Origin of the sequence: Moorena sp. SIO4G3 (assembly GCF_010692305.1) — a bacterium.
GTDB lineage: Bacteria > Cyanobacteriota > Cyanobacteriia > Cyanobacteriales > Coleofasciculaceae > Moorena > Moorena producens_A.
Genome location: NZ_JAAHIG010000634.1, coordinates 1 through 2,692, shown reverse-complemented (window position 1 = coordinate 2,692; position 2,692 = coordinate 1). Strand labels below are relative to the sequence as shown.

Annotated in this window: 1 protein-coding gene; it reads left to right on the top strand. The window is 46.1% G+C overall.

Annotation, left to right across the window (positions count from 1 at the left end; all coding sequences use genetic code 11):
• Positions 1-166: 166 nt before the first annotated feature.
• Positions 167-2,401, top strand: a complete 2,235-nt coding sequence (locus tag F6J99_RS43985) for an ATP-binding protein (RefSeq protein ID WP_293123486.1) — start codon at positions 167-169, stop codon at positions 2,399-2,401.
• The last annotated feature ends 291 nt before the right edge of the window (positions 2,402-2,692 follow it).

Sequence of the window (2,692 nt, the reverse complement as noted above, 5' to 3'; positions counted from 1 at the left end):
TCTCCCTACTCCCTGCTCCCTACTCCCTACTCCCTACTCCCTCCTCCCTACTCCCTACTCCCTACTCCCTACTCCCTACTCCCTACTCCCTACTCCCTACTCCCTACTCCCTGCTCCCTAAAACCCATAAATTTGTACCTCACAAGTTGTAGAATAGCTATAGAAAATGAATAATAGAGAATACTTCGATATTAAAAACCAATGTTACCTGGAAGGAGCCATGGCATGGTTGGAACTTCTTTTGGAACATAAAGCTGGAAAAGAAGGGGCAACTGTGGCACAGGTAGCGGATGCGGAAAGATGGAAGTATGCAGCAGAGAGAGAAGAACCCGCGCCAGCTTTGATCAGACTCAAACACCAACTGAATTTATCCCAGATGGAGGTGAACCTCTTGCTGCTGTGCGTTGGGATGGAATTAAATGAAAAAATTCCGCCGTTATATGCAAAGATTCACCAGAACCAGTACTATCCGACTTTTTACCTCGCCAATCGGATTTTCAAGAACCTGGCTTGGGAAATGCTTTCTCCAGAAAGACCCCTACTTTATTGGAAACTAATTGAAATTCATCAATCTGGGGTCCAGCCGACAGTGATAAGTCCCCTACGGGCCGATGAAAAAATTATCAATTATATCAAGGGGTTAAATTACTTAGACGATCGCCTAGCCAAGCTGGTCTTGCCATGGAATAGCTGTCATAGCAATAATTCCCAACCGGAAAACCGTCTGCCACCTTCCCAGGAAAAAGCAGTCAAGGAAATAGTTGGCCAACTTCAGCCATTTACCAATGCTCTGGAACCAAAAGCCATCCAACTGTTGGGAGCGGATACAGCAAGCAAAAAACTAGTAGCCTGGCAGGTTTGCCAACGTTTGAACCTGGAACTCTATCGGTTGCCAATCCCGTTATTACCAACAGATAGTGATGTTATAGAAACCATAGCGCGGTTGTGGGAGCGGGAAACCAGGCTGGAGCAGGTGGCCCTTTATTTCGATGTGCTCTCTTGCGAAGACTATATCACTCAGGGGCAAATGGCAGCGTTCTATCGTTTTTTGGCACGGGGGAATGGCTTCTTTTTTATTGACATCTACGATAAAACCTCAGCCTTAGAACGGGGAAGCTGGAGTATAGATATTACCAAACCAACATCAGCAGAACAAATCGAAGCCTGGGAGAAGGCATTGGGGAGTTCAAGTCACCGTGAACAGGTTGTTATTCCCCTGGTAGGGCAGTTTAACTTAAATATTGCCGAAATTGAGACCGTTGTGGGCAAATTGTCCCACCCAGAACCGGAAACCTTTGTCGAACAGGGGAAAGCCGAGGAGGAGGAAGTAACCTCAGCGGTCTTGAATCTCGATAAATTGGAATTGGTTATAGAGACCGATACTGATAACGATAGCAGAAGCTTTGATTTCCTACGCGATCGCTACGAGTTAATTGGCTTTCCCAAGACCAATAAAGAGACGAAACCCTGGAAAATACCCAAAACAGAGCCCAGTACAGAGCCATGGGAGCAAAGTGAACAGGATTCGCCACCAGCCCAGGAGGAGAAAACCCTGTTAACGCAACTGTGGGAGGGTTGTCTAGAAATAACCCGTCCCAAATTAGAGACTCTCGCCCAGCGCATTGAAGTGAAAGCGGGTTGGCAGGATATAGTATTGCCAGAAGACGAAATGTCGTTGTTACATCAAATTGCCAACCAAGTGCGACAGCGAGGTAAAGTCTATCAAGAGTGGGGGTTTCAGCAGCGGATGAATCGAGGCAAGGGGATAAGTGCCTTATTTGCAGGAGAAAGCGGTACCGGGAAAACCATGGCCGCAGAAGTGATAGCTAATGCTCTGGGCTTGCATCTGTATCGGATCGACTTGGCTACGGTGGTGAGTAAGTATATAGGAGAAACCGAGAAGAATTTGCGTCGTCTGTTCGATGCTGCGGAAGATGGCGGGGCAATTCTGTTTTTTGATGAAGCGGATGCCTTGTTTGGCAAGCGTTCGGAAGTTAAAGACTCCCACGACCGGTATGCCAATATCGAAATTAACTATTTACTACAGCGTCTGGAAGCTTATCGCGGTTTGGCCATTCTGGCCACCAATAAGAAAAATTCCATCGATGCAGCTTTCCTCAGGCGTTTACGATTTATTGTTAATTTTCCCTTTCCTGGGGTGGAGCAACGGGCCAAAATATGGAAGAACTCATTCCCGAAAGAAACCCCAAGAGAGAGCCTGGACTGGGATCGGTTAAGTCGCTTTAATTTTACAGGAGGGAATATACACAGTATCGCATTGAATGCAGCATTTATGGCAGCGGAAGCAGGTAAATCCGTCACCATGGAAGTGGTTTTGATAGCAGCCCGGATGGAGTTTAAGAAGTTTGACAAGTTAATCAATGAGGCGGATTTTCGATAGTCAATTCAAAATTCAAAATTCAAAATTCAAAATTAAATCAATTCAAAATTCTCCATTCCAAGTTATAGCGTTTATTATAGTATGGAGGTACACAGGATTTTTTACGACTTCCGACTTCCGACTTCCGAATTCCCTGCTGGCGTTGCTGATTATGCGTATGGTTTTGCCCCCCTAGGGCGTGTTTTCAAAGTTTGTCGCATGATTATGATCCCCCCCAGCCCCCCTTAAAAAAAGGGGGGAGCCATACTCAAAGTCCCCCTTTTTTAAGGGGGATTTAGGGGGATCTCCGAG